Genomic DNA, 305 nt, shown 5'->3' on the forward strand with positions numbered 1-305 from the left:
AACCAAAAGTATAAATGCGTGGAGAAGGATAGCGGCCATAGTCAAGTCCATTCATCAAAGCATCGCCATACATACTACCCACTTCGGGGTCGAAGCCATAGAACTTCTTCCCCGTCGCGAAGATTATAGTAGCTCGGATTTAGGTCGCGCCAGCCGAGGAAGGGATATGAAGGCTGCAAGTTAAGCCGATTACATTGATTAAAGATCTTTTTAGTTTTCGCAATTCAAGCTCTTTGCATAACGCTTGTATATAGCGTTCTTTTAACTCTGATTGTGTGGTAGAGTAAAAATCACAGTAGATGCAC

General features: G+C 43.0%; 1 protein-coding gene. It reads left to right on the forward strand.

All coding sequences use genetic code 11. The features are described from left to right. Positions 1 to 184, forward strand: a 184-nt coding sequence (locus tag D0T87_RS24060; protein ID WP_163178716.1) for a hypothetical protein, incomplete at its 5' end; no start/stop codon positions are given. Positions 185 to 305: the final 121 nt, after the last annotated feature.

The organism is Bacteroides sp. 51 (assembly GCF_010500965.1).
Lineage (GTDB): Bacteria > Bacteroidota > Bacteroidia > Bacteroidales > Bacteroidaceae > Bacteroides.